3 protein-coding genes are annotated in these 1,763 nt (G+C 57.6%); 2 read left to right on the forward strand and 1 reads right to left on the reverse strand.

From position 1 onward, the window contains the following. Positions 1-74: 74 nt before the first annotated feature. A complete protein-coding gene (locus WD071_RS15970; protein ID WP_368049395.1) occupies positions 75-731 on the reverse strand; it encodes a hypothetical protein in 657 nt (218 codons plus the stop codon). A 255-nt stretch (positions 732-986) separates the two neighbouring features. Here WD071_RS15970 and WD071_RS15975 point away from each other — a divergent pair, with 255 nt between their 5' ends. Further along, complete coding sequence (locus WD071_RS15975; RefSeq protein WP_368049396.1) at positions 987-1,292, forward strand: helix-turn-helix transcriptional regulator; 306 nt, start codon at positions 987-989, stop codon at positions 1,290-1,292. Between the two features lie 107 nt (positions 1,293-1,399). Next, on the forward strand, positions 1,400-1,763 hold a 364-nt coding region (locus WD071_RS15980; RefSeq protein ID WP_368049397.1), incomplete at its 3' end, for a hypothetical protein.

Consider the following 1,763-nt stretch of genomic DNA (forward strand, 5'->3'; position numbering starts at 1 on the left):
AACTTGCGGCGTTTGCCAGGGCTATTTGGTTGCTGTCGACACGCGGATCGATCGGTTTCCGATCGATTAGATCGTTAGCGTTCGTAAGCCTGCCATTGAAACGCGACCCAGGACGTTTCAAATTCTCTGCGCAACTGGGCAACGCGCCCAGCAGTCACGGCGAACATTTTCGCGACGCAACTCGTGCGCTCACCAGAAGCCAGCGATTCGGCAATGCGACGATTGCGTTTGGTGAGTGTGCCCAGCCAATGGGCGATGTCGATCCGGGAGGCGGCGATGTCGGCTGGATCCGACCGTCGATTCTCGGCAAGCGATTCCAGGCAGGCGCCGGGAACCTCTTTCGATTCGAGCGATTCGAGCGACCAACGCGTACGTTCGGGGCGAGTATCCGACAGCGCGTCGCGGCGGTTCATCCGGCTGCCCACACGCCGCCCGCGGCGCACCTGGGAGACGGCGAAACGGGATAACGGCGTAGCAAACGCCCGATGCTGTTTGCCGCGCTCGACAAGCTCAGCATAGTCAACGAACGCGCGGGCAATGGTTTCCTGGACCAATTCCTCGCGCAATTCGGGCAATAGATGGCGAAAGCGGACCGCTGCATGGCTGCGAATACTGGGGAGCAGTGAAAGGAAATGACCGTGCCATTCGCAACCTGTGGTGACCGGGAACCTCGCCTTGCCACGGGCTCGTTTTCCGGGTGCGGTTTTGGGACGTACGGACTCTGCGATCATAGGGCGACCTCCAAGAGCAGTTGGGACCGCCCCACGACCGGGCGGTCGTATGGGGAAAGGGAAAAACAAACCGGGCCCATTCGCAGTGCGAGTGGCCCACATGTGTTGAAAAACCAGGCAGCAAAACGTCGAAACTTGCTCAGCGCGCCAAAGGCTAAGACTTCTCAAAATGTTATGGCGCATTTCTCTAATAATTTGAGATTGATGGATGGGATCGATTTCTAATCGCGTTTGCACTTACAAGGAGCAATCAACATGCCACCAATCCAATTAAAGCTGGGACTCTCAATAGACGCGGACACGATCGACGACTTATCCCGTTTGATCCGGCAAATCATTCAACGGCTTGATCGAGACGCTGCCACGGTCGTAGACAGCGTCATCGCTGGACGGGCGAAGATGACGCCGACAGAAGCCTCACGACAGGCGATATTTGCTGGCCAGAAGCCGCCGACGGACCGCGGTCTGTTGGTCGACTCTCATGAAGTCGCCAAGTTGCTCAAGGTGTCGGAGCGCACCATTTATAAAATGCACCTTGCGGGCGAAATGCCACCAAGGTAGTTGAATTGCCGAGCACAAACAGTACAATCGCCGGCTGAGCATGCCGTGACCGTAATCGCCGTGATGGCGAGTGGTTCTGACACGCGCTGTGACACCAAGAGGTTCCTATGAACGCTAGCCGGTTGCTGTTGATGGTGGCTATTGGGACACTGCTGGCAATTCCCAGTGCGCAAACGGCTGTCCTTTTTCAAAGTGGTAGCATTGGCGTGCTCGAAACCTTCGACACTGTGAGTGGCGCGACGGCGCTGATCGGCAGCTCGCCAGTCGGCACGATGGACGGCCTCGCCTTCAGCCCGAACGGAACACTTTATGGCATTCACAGCTCCCCGATGCCAAGCTCTGATCAAGGCAGCCTTTATACGATCAATATCCGCACGGGCGAAGCGAATCTCGTCGGCCACACGGGCTTGCTGGCGCAGGGGATGACGTTTGGCTTGGACGGCACTCTCTACACAATGGCAGGCGGCAACC

This window comes from Pseudohongiella sp. (genome assembly GCF_040877505.1).
Classification (GTDB): domain Bacteria; phylum Pseudomonadota; class Gammaproteobacteria; order Pseudomonadales; family Pseudohongiellaceae; genus Pseudohongiella.